16 protein-coding genes are annotated in these 20,120 nt (G+C 36.3%); 11 read left to right on the top strand and 5 right to left on the bottom strand.

All coding sequences use genetic code 11. The annotated features are described in order from the left end of the window. Window positions 1–480: 480 nt before the first annotated feature. Entirely contained in the window at window positions 481–1,599 is a 1,119-nt protein-coding gene (locus ACR30L_RS05385) for an ABC transporter ATP-binding protein (protein ID WP_435237010.1), read from the top strand. 467 nt (window positions 1,600–2,066) lie between these two features. On the opposite strand, the gene ACR30L_RS05390 is transcribed toward ACR30L_RS05385, so the two are convergent. Then, window positions 2,067–2,660 carry a CoA pyrophosphatase gene (locus ACR30L_RS05390; RefSeq protein ID WP_435237011.1) on the bottom strand — a complete coding sequence of 198 codons (594 nt, stop codon included), beginning with the start codon at window positions 2,658–2,660 and terminating at the stop codon, window positions 2,067–2,069. Between the two features lie 344 nt (window positions 2,661–3,004). On the opposite strand from ACR30L_RS05390, the gene ACR30L_RS05395 reads away from it, so the two are divergent. From ACR30L_RS05395 to ACR30L_RS05410, 4 genes are all read left to right on the top strand, one after another. Continuing rightward, the gene (locus tag ACR30L_RS05395) at window positions 3,005–5,032 is read left to right on the top strand and encodes a TonB-dependent receptor plug domain-containing protein (RefSeq protein ID WP_435237012.1); all 2,028 of its coding nucleotides are present in this window, start codon (window positions 3,005–3,007) and stop codon (window positions 5,030–5,032) included. A 70-nt stretch (window positions 5,033–5,102) separates the two neighbouring features. Beyond that, entirely contained in the window at window positions 5,103–5,606 is a 504-nt protein-coding gene (locus ACR30L_RS05400) for a YfiR family protein (protein ID WP_435237013.1), read from the top strand. A gap of 4 nt (window positions 5,607–5,610) precedes the next feature. Beyond that, a complete protein-coding gene (locus ACR30L_RS05405) occupies window positions 5,611–8,394 on the top strand; it encodes a response regulator (RefSeq protein WP_435237014.1) in 2,784 nt (927 codons plus the stop codon). Between the two features lie 10 nt (window positions 8,395–8,404). Next, window positions 8,405–10,510, top strand: coding sequence for a two-component system response regulator (locus ACR30L_RS05410; RefSeq protein WP_435237015.1), 2,106 nt, complete (start codon window positions 8,405–8,407; stop codon window positions 10,508–10,510). A 37-nt stretch (window positions 10,511–10,547) separates the two neighbouring features. On the opposite strand, the gene cmoB is transcribed toward ACR30L_RS05410, so the two are convergent. Both cmoB and cmoA read right to left on the bottom strand, forming a co-directional pair. Next, entirely contained in the window at window positions 10,548–11,534 is a 987-nt protein-coding gene (cmoB, locus tag ACR30L_RS05415) for a tRNA 5-methoxyuridine(34)/uridine 5-oxyacetic acid(34) synthase CmoB (protein ID WP_435237016.1), read from the bottom strand. A 15-nt stretch (window positions 11,535–11,549) separates the two neighbouring features. Next, window positions 11,550–12,281, bottom strand: coding sequence for a carboxy-S-adenosyl-L-methionine synthase CmoA (gene cmoA / locus ACR30L_RS05420; protein ID WP_435237017.1), 732 nt, complete (start codon window positions 12,279–12,281; stop codon window positions 11,550–11,552). Between the two features lie 158 nt (window positions 12,282–12,439). On the opposite strand from cmoA, the gene aspS reads away from it, so the two are divergent. Beyond that, complete coding sequence (gene aspS / locus ACR30L_RS05425) at window positions 12,440–14,212, top strand: aspartate--tRNA ligase (protein WP_435237018.1); 1,773 nt, start codon at window positions 12,440–12,442, stop codon at window positions 14,210–14,212. Between the two features lie 79 nt (window positions 14,213–14,291). On the opposite strand, the gene ACR30L_RS05430 is transcribed toward aspS, so the two are convergent. Further along, window positions 14,292–14,924 (bottom strand): carbonic anhydrase, encoded by a 633-nt coding sequence (locus ACR30L_RS05430; RefSeq protein WP_435237019.1) that lies wholly within the window; start codon window positions 14,922–14,924, stop codon window positions 14,292–14,294. Window positions 14,925–15,101: 177 nt separating this feature from the next. Here ACR30L_RS05430 and ACR30L_RS05435 point away from each other — a divergent pair, with 177 nt between their 5' ends. Continuing rightward, the gene (locus tag ACR30L_RS05435) at window positions 15,102–16,040 is read left to right on the top strand and encodes a LysR family transcriptional regulator (RefSeq protein WP_435237020.1); all 939 of its coding nucleotides are present in this window, start codon (window positions 15,102–15,104) and stop codon (window positions 16,038–16,040) included. A gap of 298 nt (window positions 16,041–16,338) precedes the next feature. On the opposite strand, the gene rsmC is transcribed toward ACR30L_RS05435, so the two are convergent. Next, window positions 16,339–17,382: a 16S rRNA (guanine(1207)-N(2))-methyltransferase RsmC gene (rsmC, locus tag ACR30L_RS05440; protein ID WP_435237021.1), complete on the bottom strand. Its 1,044-nt coding sequence runs from the start codon at window positions 17,380–17,382 to the stop codon at window positions 16,339–16,341. A gap of 240 nt (window positions 17,383–17,622) precedes the next feature. On the opposite strand from rsmC, the gene ACR30L_RS05445 reads away from it, so the two are divergent. Genes ACR30L_RS05445 through ACR30L_RS05460 form a run of 4 tightly spaced genes read left to right on the top strand, consistent with a single transcriptional unit; the run spans window position 17,623 to window position 20,102 of the window. Further along, a complete protein-coding gene (locus ACR30L_RS05445) occupies window positions 17,623–18,498 on the top strand; it encodes a hypothetical protein (protein WP_435237022.1) in 876 nt (291 codons plus the stop codon). Beyond that, window positions 18,495–19,109, top strand: a complete 615-nt coding sequence (locus ACR30L_RS05450) for a hypothetical protein (RefSeq protein ID WP_435237023.1) — start codon at window positions 18,495–18,497, stop codon at window positions 19,107–19,109. Before ACR30L_RS05445 ends, ACR30L_RS05450 begins: the two co-directional genes overlap by 4 nt. Continuing rightward, on the top strand, window positions 19,106–19,783 hold the full coding sequence (gene gspM, locus ACR30L_RS05455) for a type II secretion system protein GspM (RefSeq protein ID WP_435237024.1): 678 nt from the start codon (window positions 19,106–19,108) through the stop codon (window positions 19,781–19,783). Before ACR30L_RS05450 ends, gspM begins: the two co-directional genes overlap by 4 nt. Next, window positions 19,776–20,102 carry an MSHA biogenesis protein MshK gene (locus ACR30L_RS05460; RefSeq protein WP_435237025.1) on the top strand — a complete coding sequence of 109 codons (327 nt, stop codon included), beginning with the start codon at window positions 19,776–19,778 and terminating at the stop codon, window positions 20,100–20,102. Before gspM ends, ACR30L_RS05460 begins: the two co-directional genes overlap by 8 nt. Window positions 20,103–20,120 lie beyond the last annotated feature (18 nt).

Consider the following 20,120-nt stretch of genomic DNA (forward strand, 5'->3'; position numbering starts at 1 on the left):
TTAAATATAATCCGCCATATAACGTGAGGTTAAACGTATACATTATTTCTTTATTGAGTTATTTTTTTAAATGGTTTTGTTAAATAAGTAAGATTTTATAGGGGTTCTGAAAATGAACTTATTAGATAAGAATCCTATTTGAATACGTTTTCACTATTGGTTTCTTGCTATTTTATCTTCGTGATAGCGATGTGTGTTTTGATATGTATTTAGGGTATTGGCACACGCTATTGATAAGCTGTTTATTGGTATTCGTGATGTAACCTCAACTTAAGGTAAGCAAGACTATACAGTTATATTATTTGCGCGTATTGCTAATTAAGTGTTTCTGTTTATCGGTAAATTTACTTTAGACAATGCAAAGTAAATCGCGCGGTATAATATGAATTAATAAATAAGAATAGGGTGTCATGATCCCCGATTGAGATTATGCATTTTATTTGTTGTTTTAAACATTAACCTTTGTACAAGGACTCAAAAATGGCTGCAATTTCCTTGAATAACGTGGTAAAACGTTTTGGTGATATAGAGATAATTCATGGTGTGGATTTAGAAATTCAAGACGGTGAATTTACTGTTTTTGTTGGCCCCTCTGGTTGTGGTAAATCGACATTATTGCGTCTTATTGCCGGACTTGAAGATATTACTTCGGGGGAAATTTCCATTGGTAATGTCGATGTCAGTCATGTTGAACCTGCCGATCGTGGCGTTGCAATGGTATTTCAATCCTACGCGCTTTACCCTCATATGACCGTTGAAGAAAATATGGGGTTTGGTTTGAAAATGGTTGGTGTGGATAAGAGTGAAATAAAAAAACAGGTTGATTACGCGAGTAATATTTTACAATTAGGACCATTTTTATCTCGTAAACCAAAGGATTTATCTGGTGGTCAACGTCAACGCGTTGCTATTGGTCGTGCAATTGTGCGCGATCCCGAGGTCTTCTTATTTGATGAACCCTTATCAAATTTAGATGCTGAGCTGCGTGTTGAAATGCGTCTTCAAATAGCCAGTTTACATTCTCAGCTTGGTAATACAATGGTTTATGTAACCCATGATCAAGTTGAAGCGATGACCTTAGCTGATCGAATTGTTATTCTTCGAGATGGTGCGGTTGAACAAGTGGGATCCCCCTTAGATCTTTATTACAAACCTGATAATGAATTTGTCGCAGGGTTTATTGGCTCGCCTAAAATGAATTTTATTGAGGTAGAAGTCGTTAAGGTTGATGGGCTGAATTTAAGTATTGAATTACCCGATCAACAGCGAATTACAATTCAAACTAACGTATCTAATTGCCAATTGGGCGAGAAATTAAAATTGGGAATCCGACCAGAACATATACAATTAACCAAAAGTGAATCGAGTTTATTAATGCTAGATTTCCATGCAGATAATGTCGAACGTTTAGGAAATAGTACTTATTTGTTCGGTCATTATTTATCCCAAGCTAATTTCACTGTTCATATTCCAGCGGATCATCAGGTCGTTAAGGGAGATGATATGAACTTATTCCTAGAGGGGAGTAATTTACATCTATTTAATTCACAAGGCTTATCAATAAGAGATTACAGCACAATATTACGCGACAATAAATAATGGATGTTTATACCCGTTACCAATCAAGATGCGTTTATCAGTCACTAGCTCGGATACCAAGGCAAGGCGTGACATGATGACCTTTCGAGCGATTAACTGCGTTAATCCTCTATCGGTAGATGTAAAAACAAGACTTTACATCTTTAATGGCTAGTCCTTATCGAATGTTATAACGCAGTATTGCCATGGTTTATAAGAAACGAGCTCGTGACCCGCAGGGCAAGACGAGAGGCAAACATCTTCGTTGTTATAAAGTCTCAATTTAACCCGTTAGATCTTCACCTTTATGCCTAGAATCTGCTCACCTCTCGTCTTGCTGATTTCTGCATCTTGAATGGTAACGGGTATATACCATAATATCTCATGTTGCACCTTACTTTGGCATTCGACATTATGTCTGACAACGCCTATTGCGATAACCTGAGGATATTAAGGTACGGTGTTTATTAGTTAAAAAGTAATATGTCTTAACACATTAATTGTAGCTGTAAATTTTTGAGTATTTGAGCTGTTGCTCCCCAAATAAAGTTGTTTTTATAGGGGATACAATAGGTCACTCTTCGATGTTTATTGGCGATTAATGTGTGTAGATAAAAGTTGTGCTCGTCTAATAAAAAATTAACGGGCACTTCTAAAATCCGTCTTACTTCTTGCTCATCAATTTTAATGGTGTGTTCTTCTTCGATAAAAGCAATAAAAGGAGTGACGAGGAAACCACTGTTAGTGGTAATGGGAGTCAGCTTTCCAATTATTGTTATTTCTGTTTCTAAAATACCTATCTCTTCCTGCGTTTCACGTAATGCCGTATTCATTAAGTTATTATCATGTTGTTCATATTTTCCACCGGGGAAACTAATTTGTCCCGGATGATGGCGAAGGTGTAATGCCCGTTCCGTAAGTATTATGGTTAAACCCCGTTGACGTTTTACGATAGGTATTAATACAGCAGCATTATTTAAGATTTTATGCTTGGTGTGGAGCGTATTGTTAATATTATCTAGTTTATTATCTAAATTTAGATTTTTAAATAAGTACTGATTTAAAAATTTTTCTTTATTCATAGGTACCTAACATTTAATAAGATCTAACAATAATGTGAATTCCATGTTTATTGAATGACTGGAGAGCGATTCATTGGAAATGAGATGATTTATGCGGTAGATCATGCCCGTTGTGCTTTTATTTACTATTTATTGAATTTACCTAGATATGATTTTCTATTGTGCTATTTTTATTCTAATTATTTGTGAATTATATTCTTTTTTTTGGTTTTTGTTTTTCATTGTATGTTTGTTAAGCATAAATGACTATTCACCTACGTCACAAGTCTTTTTGAGTATCAAAATAATTTAGCTAATAGATACTTATTAATCGATCTAATTATTTTTATTATGGAAAAGTAAATATGAATAAACAACCTTTTTTATTTGGAATTTTTCTATTATTTCCTATTTTAAATTTTGTTAATGCGGCGGAACAGGATTTTACTGAAATCGGTTTTGATGAGTTGATGCAAATGGAAATCACCTCTGTGAGCAAGAAGAATGAAAAATTATCCGAGGCTGCTGCTGCTGTTTATGTCGTTACTGCCGATGAGATCCGTCGAACTGGGGCAACGAGTATCCCAGAAGTGCTGCGGTTAGTCCCAGGTGTTGACGTCGCCCAAATAGACCCGAATAAATGGTCGGTCAGCATACGTGGGTTTACCGGATTATTTGCTAATAAATTACTCGTATTAATTGATGGACGCAGTGTTTACACGCCTGCTTTTTCTGGTGTTTATTGGGAGTATTTTGATTATTTAATGTCTGATATTGAACGCATCGAAGTTATTCGTGGTCCGGGCGCTACCCTATGGGGAAGCAACGCCGTCAATGGTGTTATTAATATTATTACACGTAGTGCGGGAGAAAACCCTGGTGGTTCAATATCTGTCGATGTAGGTAATGAATATCAAGGTGTGGGAATGCGTCAAGGAGGAAGTCTTTCTGAAAATGCTCAACTTCGAGCTTATGCGAAAGCAAAGCATTTAGATGACTCAAACAATACTGACGGAGATAGCCAGGATAATGGGGGAGATTATTTACAAACTGGATTACGTTTGGATGGTCAACTCAATGATTCTCAAAGTGTTACATTAAAAGGTGATTTATATCGGACAGATTCAGGAGAGCAGCAGAATTTACCTGTTTTAGAAAGTTCATACACAAATCAGATTATCACTAACGATGTTAAGGAAAAAGGCGGTAATATTGATGTCAGTTGGAATAAGTTAACAGGGGTTAATTCTGAATTAAATATAGCATCGAGTTATACTTTTTATGATTACGATGGCATTAAATACGGTAATGATAATTATGCTTTTTCGCTAGAGTTACAACATCAATTTAGTCCATTTACTGATCATGACATCGTCTGGGGAGCGGGTTATAAATTAAATTATAATGACTTTACATCGAAACAATATTTAGACATGGAAAGTGTATCGAGTAACAGTAAAATTTGGAATGTATTTGTTCAGGATTCTATTTTATTCCCCGCTCAAAATATTGCAGTTACGCTTGGTGCTAAGCTTGAACATAATGATTACAGCGGTAGTGATTTTCAACCTAATTTGCGTATCAGTTGGGTGCCGCACGATGATTTAACGTTATGGGGGGCAATATCTCGAGCCAATCGTTCACCTTCATTGGGGGAAGTCGGCGGTATTGTTACCCTTGGGGTAGATGACCAGTCCGGTGTTCAAGTGTTAACACAAGTCCTTGGTAATAAAGATTTCAAATCAGAACAATTAGATGCTTATGAGTTAGGAATCCGTTGGATGCCATATACTAATTTGTCATTTGATCTTGCCACTTTTTATAATGATTACGATGATCTGCGTAGCTCAATTATAGGGGAAATAGATAGTAGCCATTTTGATTACACGGATTACTCTGGGTATTTAATACAAGCACTTGAGCTCGAAAACAATATGGAAGGATATAGTGTAGGGGGGGAGCTATTAGCGACTTGGCAAGCCACTTTACATTCTCGTTATCGCTTTGTTTATAATTACTTGCATATTGATATTACTGATACTGCTTACAATGAAGCAAGTCCCGCGCTTATTTCTTTAATTGAAGATAGGGCGCTTGAGCATCAATTATCTGTTTGGGGAAGTTTTGACTTGTCCGATACTGTCGAATTAGATCTACGTCTTTATTATAATGCGCCACGTTCTTGGTCTTCCTTTCAATATGAAGACGAGAAGATTTCAGGGTATTTTCAAGGAGACATACGTATTGGCTGGCAAGCCACGCCATCATTATCATTAGCCTTAGTTGGACGTAATTTACTGCATAATGAACAACAGGAATTTATTAGTGAATCATGGGGGGCTGCATCGGCAATTGAGCGCAGTGTCTTTCTTAATGGAACGTTAAAGTGGTAATGTTGATAGGATTGCATTATAAATGAGATTACTTCTTAAGCGACTTTATCCCCTTTTGTTATGTGTATTTATGTTTGCATACGCGATGACGCCAGCCTTTGCTCATGAGCTTAAAATGAGTGCGTTGAAAGTCGCTTATATCTACAATATCGCAAAGTTTACAAATTGGCCTGAGTCCACATGGTCTAATGCTTCTGATCCCTTCCATTTGTGTTTTTATGGTGATGATCAGGTTAGCGAGGAGTTTATTCAATTAAAAGATAAACAGATAAATGGCCATCGTATTGAGCTTGTTAAAGTGCAAAGTAACGATGACTATAAAAACTGTCATATTTTTTATATCGATACTGACGAGCGCCGCCGTTATCGTTATTTATTGTCATTGATAGATCAGCATTCTGTTTTAGTCGTAACTGATAACAGTCCTTTTTTTGATACTGGTGGACTTATTAATTTAGTTGAAACAGATCAGCGTTTACAATTTCAAGTCTCTAAAAAACAGTTGGCTGATTCTCAGCTAAAATTCAGTTCAAAGTTACTGAAGCTTGCCATTCTTGTTGATGATATAAGGTAGCTTTATGATCAAAATTAAACATTTTTCATTACGTACTCAACTTACTGCGATAGGGTTAATTCCCGGTGTGTTAGTAACCATTATTTTGATTATTTTGATTGGCTTTATGCAAAATTATTATAGTCACCTTGATTCAGAAAATGAATTGAAAGCTTTGGCGCGTTTAATGGCTTCTCAGAATACGGCAACATTATTTTTTCATGATAAAGATGCAGCAAAAGAAAGTTTGGATAGTTTATCTGCAAAGCAAGAAGTGGCCTTGGCAAGAATTTATGATAAAGAGAGTCAGGTACTGGCTGAGTACATTAAACCCGCATTTTCAAAACGTGTTTCACCATCTTTTCTTGATATGGGGCTTCAACAGCTGCAAGAAAGAGAAATGGATGAGGTGCTTTACCATTTGGAACCGATTAATTTTGAAGGTAAATTATTAGGACAAGTATTATTAATTGATGATTATAGTTTATTAAATGAACGTTTATGGAGCCAATTTGAATTTGCTCCACTCATTTTTGTATTAGGTACTTTACTTGCCTTATTGTTTGCTATTCGCATGCAACGCATTATTTCCTCTCCGTTATTAGACATTACACGCGTGATGGAAGAAGTATCTGAGAAAAAAAATTATCATTTGCGTATACCCGGTGAGCGCAATGACGAAATTGGTTCTTTAATGCATGGGTTCAACATGATGCTAGAGCGGGTTCAAATTCGTGATGAAGAACTTCAACAGCATCGAGATACGTTAGAAGAGAAGGTCGTACAGCGAACCCAAGAATTGATTTTAGCAAAGGAGAATGCAGAAGCAGCCAGTAAAGCGAAAAGTGAATTTTTAGCGACCATGAGTCATGAAATACGTACCCCAATGAATGGTGTGTTAGGGATGACGGAGTTATTACTGACGACGGACTTAAATAAAAGGCAAAAGCGATTTACCGAGACGGCTTATCAATCGGGGAAAAATTTACTGGATATTATTAATGATATTTTAGATTTTTCGAAGATAGAGGCTGGGAAAATGGAGCTAGAATCAATTGACTTTAATTTACGTGAGTTAATTGAAGAGCTTGGGGTGCTATATGGCGAATCTGCATATAACAAAAAAATAGAATTGGTCTTGTCTATTCCACCTGATTTTACAAATGTTTACAATGGCGATCCTGTCCGGTTGAGACAAGTATTAAGTAATCTTATTAGTAATGCCATTAAATTTACGGAACAAGGACAAGTTCTGCTACGGGTGATTGAGTTTGAAAAAGGAAAGTTACAATTTCAAGTGGAAGATACGGGGATTGGTATTTCCGAAAAACAACTGAAGCACATTTTTAGTTCCTTTGTTCAGGCTGATAGTTCGATCACTCGTAAATATGGAGGTACCGGATTAGGCCTGCCAATTGCGCAGCAATTAGTTGATATGATGGGCGGGATTTTAAATGTTAAATCTGAAATGGCAAAAGGCAGTTGTTTTTCATTTACTATTGAACTGGAACCTTTGCAAAATAGTTGCCAATCTAAGCCTATTTCTCTCTCTATTCTTAAGGATAAACGTTTACTTGTCGTTGATGATAACCAGACTAATCGATTAATTGTTAAAGAACAATTGGATGCGAAAGGTATTTATTGCGCATTAGCAGATAGTGGGGCGCAAGCTTTGCAATTATTAGCACGAGCAGAGACTGATAAACATCCCTATGATTTAATTATTTTAGATATGCATATGCCTGAAATGGACGGGCTTGCATTAGCTAAAACAATAAGAGAAACCGTTTCTTGGCAGCAACCTGAAATGATCATGCTGAGCTCCGTTGATCTCGAAAATAAATTGTTAGAAGAAAATAATATTCGTTTTTTCTTAAATAAACCGGTATTGCAAAAAGAACTGTATCAATGTTTGGCAAATACTTTTCATAGGGAAGAGAGTATTAATGCTATTGTGGAAGATGACGTGACCGTTCGAACGTATTTTGATTATCCATATAGTATTCTAACGGTAGAGGATAATCCCGTTAACCAGGAAGTTGCTTTGATGATGCTTGAGTCCTTCGGTTTACGGGTTGATATTGCAAATGATGGTGTCGAGGCAGTTGATGCGGTTAAAGGTAAGGTTTATGATTTAATTTTAATGGATATGCAAATGCCAAATATGGATGGTTTAGAGGCCACAAGGCAAATAAGAAAAATGGAAGATGCCTGTGCAATTCCCAAGGGCAATATTATTGTCGCTTTAACTGCTAATGCGATGGATGGTGATATGGCGTTATGTTTACAGGCAGGCATGAATGGTTATTTGAGTAAACCTTTCTCGACGGATCAGCTCTATGATGCCTTAACACCATGGTTACATATTCCACGTCAAAATAAACAGTCAGAATTTACTGCACAACATTCGCAGAATGAAAATGATTCAAGCATTCATAGTAAGCAATATAATGGTTGTGTTAATCCTCTTGCATTGGAAAAAATAGGTGCGCTTAATCCTGAACAGGCGGATTTATTTATCGCCAAAGTCAGTCGTTTGTTTTTAACTTCATTAGATGAGACGCTGGTCCAATTATACGAACCCATTTTACCGTCAGAAAATATTAGAAAGCTGGCGCATATGTTAAAATCCAGCAGTGCAAACGTTGGTGCGGAAAAATTATCTCAATTATCTAAGCAATTAGAATATGCAGCTACCTCCGATTCCTTATCCTTAATAAAGGAAATAATAGAGGAGATAAAGTTTGAATCTCAGCGGGTAAAAGATTATTTTTGTGAAAGGTTCCCAGATAAAAAGGATGATGTCTAATTGAGGTCCTATGAATAAAAAAACTATATTAGTCGTCGATGATGATGAAATGACGCGGTTGTTGATTCGACAAGCATTGTTATCGGATATTTATGAGGTTATTGAAGCGAAAGACGGTGCGCAAGGGATTGAATTATTTAATGAAAACGTGCCTGATTTAGTACTTTTAGATGTTGAGCTTCCTAAATTAAATGGTTTTGAAGTCTGTAAATTAATGCGCGCGGCTCCATGGGGGCAAAGTGTACCTATTGTTATGTTAACGGGAATGGATGATACGGATTCGATAGATAAAGCATATCGGTTAGGGGCAACGGATTTCATGGTAAAACCGATTAACTGGACCTTACTTAGTCATCATCTGCGTTATGTGCTTCGCAGCAGTTATTATTTCGAATCCATGAAGCAAAGTGAATCTCGATTAGAGTATGCACAGCAAGTTGCAAAGTTGGGCCACTGGGAATTATCAGATAATAACGGTCAATTATTGTTATCTCGTCAATTAGCGAAAATGCTATCATTATCAGCACTTCAGTTTGAACATGGATTTGATTTTTTGGTGGAATTGATTCACCCCGATGAACAGTTTTATGTGAAAGGTGTATTACAGGAAGCGTTTGTTAACGGTGAGGCGTTTAGTTTAGAAGTACGTATTAAGTTGATTAATGATGAGCTATTGTATCTTCATGTACAAGGTGAATTACTAACAAGTAACGATACTGGGATTATTAAATTATCCGGTGTTATGCAGGATATTACCGAACTTAAAAAGTCACAGAAGCAGCTTGTTCATGTTGCTCATCATGACGCATTGACTAATTTACCTAATCGAACTTTATTCCAACAGCACCTTGAGCGTGCTATGCAACGTGCTGATCGTAGTAATTTAAGTGTTGCATTATTATTTATCGATCTCGATCGTTTTAAAAATATAAATGATTCATTGGGTCATGATTCTGGTGATGCATTGTTACGGGAAGTCGCAATGCGTTTTAGTGCTGAGATGCGTCATTACGATATGGTGGCGCGTTTTGGTGGTGATGAGTTTGCGATTATTATTGATTCAGTTAAACATAATGAAGAAGTACTTGATTTTATTCAGCAACTTAAAGATCTTCTTCAAAAACCTTTTCTATTAGCTAATAAAATGGTGCATGTAGAAGCCAGTATTGGTATCAGTCTTTACCCTTCAAATGGAAGAACCAGCGAAGAGTTGTTACGTAACGCTGACACGGCTATGTATCAAGCTAAACGATCAGAGCAATATCATTTTGCTTTTTATTCTAGTGAATTAACCGAAAGTACCATTAGACGTTGGTCCTTAGAGAATGAATTACATCAATCCTTAAAAAATAATGAATTTTATTTATTGTATCAACCTAAAGTGGATGGTTTTACTGAAAAAATAGTCGGAGTTGAAGCGTTAATTCGTTGGGATCGTGAAGATGATACTGCCGTTTATCCCGGAGAATTTATTCCTTTAGCTGAAGAAACCGGTTTGATTATTAATTTGGGTAAATGGGTGATTGAGGAAGCGGTAAAACAATTAATAGAGTGGAAAAACACTATTTTTGCTGACTTGACCATTGCTGTTAATGTTTCTGGAAGGCAAATTTGCGATGAGAATTTTACTGATTTTGTTGAAACGTGCTTACAACAAGCAGATATCAATCCTCAACAGTTGGAAATTGAGCTAACAGAAGAACACTTAGTGTCTAGCCATCATGCGGGTAAAGGAATAGAAACCCTAAGAAGATTATATGATTTAGGGATTAAGATTGCGATTGATGATTTTGGCACGGGGTATTCGTCTTTATCACGTTTGAAACAATTACCTATTTCAACGCTTAAAATTGATAAATCTTTTGTTGATCAAATCCCTGATAATTCGCGAGATGTTGCGATAATAAAGTCGATTATTAGTTTAGCAAAAAATCTTGATTTACAGGTTGTTGCAGAAGGCGTTGAGAAATTAGAACAGCTGCTTTGTTTACAACATTATCAATGTGATTTGATTCAAGGTTTTTATTATTCAACTGCTGTTTCGAGTAAACAAATTGAAGCTCTTTTTTCTCAGGATAGTTTGAAAGAAAATTGCACTTATTCTCAGGCGAAGTAAAGAGACTGTTTAGTTAAACAGTCTCTTTATATGCAATTTAACTCAATGGTTTGATCGCTTTTTTAGCAATTAATAAAGCACGTTTAGGCGCAGGGTATCCTTCCACGGTTTTAGTCGGATCGTTCGGATCTAAATAATCTTCCAAGGATTCGTTAGTCATCCAGGCCGTACTGCGTTGTTCACCGGTTAATGTATCATTAATGTCGACAATTCGAACATCTTCAAAACCACACTTTTCGACCCAAAGTTTTAGTGCGGGGGCACTGGGTAAGAACCAAATATTACGCATTTTTGCATAACGATCATCAGGGACAAGTACGGCTTTTTCATCGCCATCAATGACCAATGTTTCTAGTACTAACTCTCCCCCTTCGATGAGTTGATCCTGTAATTGAGTAATATGATCCATTGGTGATTTGCGATGATATAAGACCCCCATCGAAAATACCGTATCAAAGGCCTGTAGTATTGGTAATTCTTGGATGCCTAATGGTAATAAATGGATGTGTTCATTTTTATTGGCAAAGTGACGAACGGCTTCGAATTGGCATAAAAATAATTCACTTGGATCAATGCCGACAACAAATTCAGCTTCTTCTCCCAACATGCGCCACATATGGTATCCACTGCCACAGCCAACATCTAATACATAACGATATTTAAGGGGACTGATATGGGGTAATAAGCGGTCCCATTTCCAATCACTGCGCCATTCTGTATCAATGTGAATACCATGAATATCAAAGGGGCCTTTACGCCAAGGGTGAAATTTTTGTAATAGATTTTCTAATTTCTTGGTTTCACCATTGGATAGTTCATCACCATTACCAATTTTTACTTGGTCCTTTAGCGTTATATGTTCAGTTTGAATATCGGGGAGCTTATTTAAAACGCGTATCCAACCGGGTAATTTACCGTGTACATGGTCGTTTTCCCATTCATGTAACTGAGAAGGTAGTGTTCGTAACCAGTGGCTTAAACGATTTTTAGCGATAATGCTGTAAAAATTTGTAAAGTCGATCATCTAATGAAATATCTCTTATTTGATTGATATAATTGAGCCAAAATTAAAGCATTGGTACCACAGATTACTGTGAGTGAAACCTGCTTGTTGCAAGCGATCGTAATGCTGCTTAACAGTATCTGCTATTAGTACATTTTCAAGGGAGGAGCGTTTTTGGCTTATTTCTAATTCGCTATAACCATGGCTGCGTTTAAAGTCGAGGTGTAAATCAATTAATAGTTGATGGCTAATTGGATCATCAAAGACAAATTTCTCCGATAAAACCAAAGCCCCTCCAGGAATTAACCCATTATAAATATTCGTTAATAATGCTAAGCGTTTTTCAGGGGTTAGAAATTGTAAGGTAAAATTCAACACGACCACGGACGCATTTTCGATTTTGACATTACAAATATCATCGCAAAGTACTGAAACAGGAATATCAGATTTATAGGCATGAATGGTTTGTTGACAACGTTCTACCATTGCAGGGGAGTTATCGACGGCAATAATGTGGCAGCCTGATTTATTATCTAAGCCACGACGAATTGACAGGGTCGCAGCACCCAGTGAGCAGCCTAGATCATATAAATTAGTATCATCCTTTGCACAACGCTCCGTTATCATGCCAATCGTACTGATGATTTGCTCGTAACCTGGCACTGAACGCTTGATCATGTCTGGGAATACTTGTACGACCTGTTCATCGAAGCTAAATCCATTGACCTGTTCAAGTGGTTTACTATAGATATTGTCTGTTTTGCTCATCTGGTAACCTATTTGGCTTGCTACTTAATATTTTTAAAGTGCGTATTTTACTTAAATTCATTGAGATGGTCATTTTTTTATTTAGCCATGTCACAACTATCTGTTTTCTTTTATAATGAGTTAAATTATTTGTCTTATATAGAAAACAGGAATCAATAATGCGCACGATGTATTGTGGTGAAGTGACCGAGGCGGTCATTGGTCAAGAGGTAGAATTAGTAGGTTGGATAAACAAGCAACGCGATTTGGGTGGTGTAACATTTTTAGATGTACGCGATCGTGAAGGTATTGTGCAAGTGTTTTTTGATGGTGATACTCCTGAAGCAACTGCGGTTGCAGCAACGGTACGTAATGAATTTTGTATTAAAATGAAAGGTATTGTGCGTGCCCGTCCAGAAGGGCAAATTAATAAAAATATGACAACGGGTGGTATTGAGGTTTGTGGTACTGAACTTGAGATTTTAAATCGTGCAGAGCCATCACCGTTAGATAGCAATCAAAAAAATTCAGAAGAACAACGTTTACGTTATCGTTACCTTGATTTACGTCGTCCTGAAATGGCACAACGTATGAAATTTCGCGCTAAGGTAAGTAGTTTTGTACGCCGTTTCTTAGATGATAATGGTTTCCTTGATGTTGAAACGCCAATTTTAACTAAAGCAACACCTGAAGGCGCACGCGATTATTTAGTACCAAGCCGTACTTACAAAGGGCAGTTTTTTGCGTTACCACAATCGCCACAATTGTTTAAACAACTATTAATGATGTCTGGAATGGATCGTTATTATCAGATTGTAAAATGTTTCCGAGATGAAGATTTACGTGCAGATCGCCAACCAGAGTTTACTCAAATTGATATTGAAACATCATTTATGACCGGTGAGCAGGTAATGGAAATTACCGAAAAAATGATTGTTAACCTGTTTAAAGAGATGCTTGATGTTGATTTAGGTGATTTTCCGAAAATGACTTACGCAGAAGCGATGTTACGTTTCGGTAGTGATAAACCAGATCTACGTATTGATTTTGAATTGGTAGAAGTAGCGGATTTAGTCAAAGATGTAGAATTTAAAGTTTTCTCTGGCCCTGCTAATGATGCTGATAGTCGTGTTGCGGCTATTTGTGTACCAGGTGGTGCTAAGCTTTCTCGTAAAAATATTGATGAATATGGTAAATACGTGACTATTTTTGGTGCTAAAGGTTTGGCATGGATGAAAGTCAATGAAGTTGCTAAGGGTCTTGATGGGGTTCAGTCTCCTATTGCTAAATTCTTAAATGAAGAAATAGTTGCACAATTACTTGAACGTACGAATGCAAAGGATGGCGATATCATCCTGTTTGGCGCCGATAAAGCAAATATCGTTGCTGAAGCAATCGGTGGTTTACGTCTTAAGGTTGCAGCAGACCTTGAACTGATTAAAGATGAATGGAAGCCGCTTTGGGTGATTGATTTCCCAATGTTTGAAAAACTTGAAGATGGTAATTTAACGGCGATACACCATCCATTTACAGCACCAGTTGGTTTGACTCCTGAAGAGTTAGAAGCTAATCCAGTCGGTTCTATTTCCGATGCCTACGATATGGTGTTGAATGGTTGTGAATTAGGTGGTGGTAGTGTACGTATCCATAAACAAGATATGCAAGCTGCTATTTTCCGTATCTTAAATATTAGTGACGAAGAAGCTAAAGATAAATTTGGATTTTTACTGGAAGCACTACAATTTGGTGCGCCACCACATGCAGGTTTGGCATTTGGTTTAGACCGCCTAATTATGTTAATGACAGGAACTGAATCTATTCGTGAAGTCATTGCATTTCCTAAAACGGCGACTGCAGCATGTCCGCTAACTAATGCGCCAGGCTATGCAAATCCGGCTGCATTAGAAGAGCTAAATATTGCGGTTATTGAGAAAGAGAAAAAAGAGCTGTAATTTTTGTCTTAATAGATAAAACCAAAAAAGGCGCTGATAATCAATTTATCAGCGCCTTTTTTATTCGATTTAATTTTTATTAATCGACCTGTTTAAATTTATCACTATCTTTACATTTTGCAAAAAGAGAGCCATCACTTAAATTGTAATGCCAACCGTGAATAAATAATTTACCGGCAGCCATTCGTTCCTGAACCCAAGGGAAGGTTTTAAGATTATTTAGCGACTGGATAATGCCTTTCTCTTCACAATTATGATAATGCTCGTCGGTTATATCGTGAGAATGACCCATTACTTCTTCACGCACATGTTCAATTTGTTGCATCCATTTAGTTGCAAATGAATTATTGACCGTATTTGGTGGTGTATCAATCAATGCTTTTATGCCACCACATTGTGTGTGACCCAATACAATAATACTTTCAACTTCAAGGTTAAGTACCGCATACTCTAACGCAGCACTGGTACCGTGAAATTTATCATCACTTTCACAGGGCGGGATTAAGTTAGCAACATTACGAATAACAAATAAATCACCGGGCTCACAATCTAAAATGGTAGTTGGGTCAACGCGTGAGTCTGAACAGCTTACAATACAAATTTTAGGCGATTGACCTTGCTTCGCTAATTTTGAAAGTTTACTTTTATGTTGCTTATAATAACCTTCTTTAAAACGATGGTGTCCTGCGATAAGTTTATCAACTGCTGGCATAGCTTTATTCCTTAATAAAAAGTCGGTTTAATCCATTTTATAGTAAAATATGGATTTACCTAGTTAACCTAATCTTAGGTTATTTTGATAATTACAGCGAGTCTACGCTATTAATTGCATTAATAATAATTAATATATATTATGAAAATCATAAATAATAATTTATGGTTAATGTTTATGCGTGCTTCATTACATCAATTAAAAGTGTTTCATAAAGTGTCTTTGGTCATGAATTATACCAAAGCTGCAAATAGCTTAGGCCTGACTCAACCGGCAGTCAGTATTCAATTAAAACAGTTAGAAGAAAACTTAGATCTGCCATTATTCGAAAAAATTGGTAAAAAGCTCTTTTTAACCCCTGCGGGTCAAACATTAAAAATATTTTGCGATGATATGTTTGAACGGTTTGATAATTTAGATATGGCATTAAGTGCGATGAAAGGGGATTTACAAGGGGAGTTTCGGTTAGCAGCGGTGAGCAGCGCAAAGTATTTCACACCGCATTTATTAGGTGCATTTAATAAACGTTATCCTAAGGTGAATCTTTTACTTGAAGTGGCGAATAGAGAGCAGATAATTCAACGACTAAATGACAATAAAGACGATTTAGTTATTATGGGATTAGTGCCAGAATTAAAGTCTTTAGCAAGTTACCCCTTTGTTGATAATCCAATTGTTGCAATCGCTAGCCCAAATCATCCATTAGCGGGTAATAAAAATATAAAACTGAGTGAATTGTCAGCGCACCCTTTTATTTTTAGGGAAAAAGGATCTGGTACACGTAAAGCATTAGAAGATTTTTTTCATAGGCAAGGGGTGACTATTCAGCCCAATATGTTGTTAGGCAGTAGTGAAACAATTAAACAAGCGGTGATGGCTGACCTCGGTATTTCAGCGCTTTCTCGTCATAGCGTGACATTAGAATTAGCGACAAACAGTCTTGTGGAATTAGATATTGAAGGTTTTCCATTAATTAGAAGTTGGTATCTCGTTCATCACGAGAAAAAGCACTTATCGCCCGTTGCTCAAGCTTTTATTAATTTTACATTATCGCCGGAAGAAAATGTTGCTGAATTATGTGATCGCTTTATGGAACGTTATTTTGTTGAAAAGTGATTATTTTAAAGGGAGAGGCGCTGTTACTTTAGGTCTTAATTAACAGGATAATAAGTCCTGTTTTGCGCCTAAAAAGACACAACAAGAAAAACCTTTAACAGCGCATACCGAGAGAAATTATTTGTAATTACTCAGGCCGTCGCCCTTTAAGCTTATTTCATCGTTGAAAAATGCTCATTTAAACCACTAAACTGCGCTTTTTCGCCTTGAACTAAGCATAAATGGCTTATCCCTGAGCATTTACATTCTATTTATGACAAAAAATCATGAAATTTTAAAGGGTGCTGAGTAGATACAATTATTTAATGCAGGTTAGTACTTTAAATCTATTGTTCTCATTAGTCAGTTTCATATTAGTAAACGCGTTTTGTAGTAAAGGTTCATATTTCAAAAATTTATTAGCCACAATTGATAAAATACCTTTATTTTTCAAGTGGGTCGGTGATTGGCTGATAAATGTTTCTGCTGCGTGGTAATCGGTTTCTTTGCCGGAATGGAAAGGTGGATTAGAAATAAGTAAGTCATACTTATTATTCACATCGGAAAAAACATTAGAAGGGAAAACGTTCCCCTGTAAATTATTTTCGGTCAAAGATAATTTTGCACTGGCCAATGCATAGCTATTAATATCAATTAAATCAATACAAAGGTGAGGGTGTTTCTTGAGTAAATAGCACGCGATAACACCTGCGCCACAACCGAAATCGAGTAACGAGCCTGTTAGGTTTTCGGGTAAATTTTCTAATAAGAGTTCGCTACCTTTATCTAACTCCCCATAACTAAACACACCGGGTAAAGAACAAATCTGTAATTCAGTACCATTAATATTAATAGGATAAGTTTTTATCCATTCAGTTTGCTTAAAAATGGGCACTGCTTTCTCTAATAGTGTATATAAAACACTACAATGTCGTGCAGAATCAATGATATTAGTTTTTGATGCATAAGGTGTTAGTAAGCTACCCGCACTTTTTATTCCGCAATTTTTTTCACCTACAAGGATAATTTCTGCATTATCTTGTAAATATGGCGTGAGGTTTGCTAGTAAATACTGTGTTTCCTGTTTTGCTTTTGGTAAAAATATCAAAAGTAGATCGAATTGTTTGTCTGTTTGATAATTTGCGGTGAAATGGCACTCAGAGGCTGTCAATTTATTGACTAAAACACTGTAATAGCGATAGTCATTAAAGCAAAAAGTGGTTGATTGTGCTAATGTTTCTAAGTGAATGGGGTAATCATCAACAATGTTTCCTGCAACTAAGATATTTTTATCTTTAAAAAGTGATTCGTTACGTTGTAGAAGCTGGCTTGGATTTGAATAAACGTTGTTTGCAAGTGGCATTGTATTTCCTGTAGACGTCAAAGTTGTCTATGCGCTAATTTAGGGAACTAAAAATTGTCAATATTATATACTGAAAATCGATGTAAATGCATAATCTCATAGTATGTCGACCGATATTATTAAGCTAAATATAAGTGATGAGATGGATATAATGAACAAGGAATTAAACGTTAGCGTCTTTAAAACGAATTTAAAATTAATCTCCTATAATACTATGACTTAACTTTAAGAAATATAAATATGCTTAACACTTTTTTCTCCAGCAAGCCCACTGCATCGATTAGTCTATTTTTAGGTATAGATCGAATTGCATTGTGCATTCGACAAAAAAAGCAGGTCAGCCTATTAGCGCAAACTGCTATTACATCGGATTCGCAATGGGCGGAAAAATTTGACTCATGGGTTGATGAATTTAAATTGCATAAATATCAAGTTTCAGTGGTATTGAGTCGCGATTTTTATCAAACCTTTGATATTGAAAAACCCAAAGTAGCAGAAAATGAATTGTTAGCTAGTTTGCCTTTTGCCATTAAAGACTTAATAACCGACAGTATTTTTGATGTCGTGGTTGATTATTATGATCGCCCCTTGGTACCACAGAAGGGGGAAATGATAACCGCAGTCTGTATTGCTAAGCATAAAGTGTTGCAAATTCGAGATATGCTGCTTAAGCACAGTTTGCTGATAAAAGAGATCACTATCGAAGAATTGGCCTTAGCGCGATTATTAGGTGAGACAGAGGAAGTCAATTTACTGCTCTCTCAGCAAAGTAATGAACTCATTCTTACGGTTGTTAAAAGTGGACAATTATTTTTTACCCATCGATTACGTGGATTCAACGAATTATTACAACAACCTTTTGCACAAGTAGAGGAAGAGTTACTCGATGGTTTAAGTCTAGAGTTACAGAGAGTACTTGATTACATTAACTCACAATTACGTTTAGCCTCAATTGCACATTTATATATTGCCGTTGTGTGTCAAGATATACAGTTATTATCTGAAAAGCTTGGTTTGTATCTCGCTAAAAATGTAGTTCCCTTTGGCGAAGATGAGCAATATGACTTTAGCAATATCCTCCCCTATGGCCTGTTAGTGGAGAGCAATGAAGAATGAAAAAACAGATCAATCTTTATCAACCAAGTTGCTACCCTCAGCGGGAAAAGGCAACATTTAAACAATTTATGGTTGTTTTTGCCCTTTCTATTATCTCTGTGATTGCATTAGTACTGGTTTTAAATAGTCAATTGGCTAGTTTGCAGGATAGGTCTGCGCAGCATAAATCAACGATGACTGAAAAACAAAATGAACTAAATCAGTTGATTTTACAATTACAGAATAACAGAGCGCCAGCAGACAAAGTTAAACAACAACAAAATCTCGAAGAAGAGATTGCGGCTAGACAAAATCTATTAGCTAGTTTATCGGGCGTTGAATTAGCGATGACCATCAGCTTTTCTGATTTAATGTGGGGGCTTTCTAGTGCAGATATGCCCACCATCAGCATTGAACAGTTCTCTATAATCGAAGGGAGTTTAAATATTACTGGGAAAGCAAAATACAGCGATTCCGTTGCATTATGGTTAACGAAAGCACAATCAACTGTTGAATTGTCTAATATTAGCTTCGAAAAAATTTCAATGGAATATATTGATGAGCAGCAACTATTTTCATTTAAGTTGATTAATCGTGTTAACAATGCAATCGAAGAGGAGAAGATGCAATGATTAACATGACTCCAATTGAAAATGCATTTAACAAAATAAGTTTACGTGAACGTGTGCTTATATTCGGCGCTTTATTGATTTGTGTATTGTCTATTTCGTATTTTTGGATCCTTGAACCCGCGATGGTAAAGCAAGCAAAAATACAAAAAAACTTACAATCTCAAATAAAACAAGAAGATGATGTAGCGAATGAAATAGCAGAGCTTAAATTACGTTTACAAAAGGATCCGCTCAAAGATATTAATACTAAAATAGCATTTTCCTTACAAACATTAGCGTCATTAGATAAACAGTTAGATGAAAAGCTCGTTAAATTTATTGATGCGAAAAAAATGCCAGTAGCCTTAAGTAAGGTATTAAGTCGTAGTCCTGGCGTTACGGTTGTATCTTTAACTACATTGCCCGTTAGTGCGTTTAATTCATCTATTGAACATAAAAATACGGTTTCTTCAGCAGATAGTTCGACACCAGAAAATATTTTTTATAAGCAAACATTAGAGATTAAATTAACGGGGACTTATGATGCTATTTACCAATATTTTGTCAATCTGGAAGCTATCCCTGAAAAATTTTATTGGTCAGTATTGGCCTATCAAGTGAGTCAATACCCGACTGCAGAAGTAACTATCAGAATATACACCGTTAGCGAACAACAGGACTTAGTGAGTGGTTAAATTTACTTTTTTATTTTTTTTATTTATCGGTATGGGGGCTCAGGCTTCAGGCTTAAGTGATCCGACAAAACCGATAAATTATAAAACGAGCACAAAGGGAGTGACGCAAAGTTCATCTGCGACATTGCCAAGATTGCAAAGCATATTGGGCAGCAGTGGTAATTTAAAAGCGATTATAAATAATGAGCTGTACCGTGTAGGTAAGCAGGTTAACGGTTATCGGATAACGAACATTACATCGGATGCAGTCTCCTTAACCTATCAAGGTAAATCATATCGATTGACTCTATACCCCGATAACAAGAAATTTATTGAATAAATGGCTTTTTTGTAAATA

Origin of the sequence: Psychromonas saccharinae (assembly GCF_051201515.1) — a bacterium.
Classification (GTDB): Bacteria; Pseudomonadota; Gammaproteobacteria; order Enterobacterales; family Psychromonadaceae; genus Psychromonas.